Consider the following 276-nt stretch of genomic DNA (forward strand, 5'->3'; position numbering starts at 1 on the left):
TCGTTCTAGAGATCGATTCTGCCTCTTTGACGACTTTAATATCTGCAATCTCAGACAGCTTGATCGTTGGCAGCTCTACAGATTGACTGCTTGCTGCACCTGTTTGCTGCTGTGCTGCTGCTTGCTGCTGACTTGCACTTCCCGCCTGCTGCTCGGCACCTTGCGCACCTGCGCTGCTAGATGGTGCTCCAGCTCCAGCGCTTCCCGCACCGCCGCCTGCACTTGGTGTGACTGGAATTCGCATGTTTTTCAAATCTTTGACGCTTAAAATATTGC

1 protein-coding gene is annotated in these 276 nt (G+C 52.5%); it reads right to left on the bottom strand.

Going from position 1 to position 276, the window contains the following annotated elements:
- On the bottom strand, positions 1 to 276 hold a 276-nt coding region (locus AC0IXA_RS27430), incomplete at both ends, for a hypothetical protein (protein ID WP_471814900.1).

This window comes from Pseudomonas sp. AC083 (genome assembly GCF_979253165.1).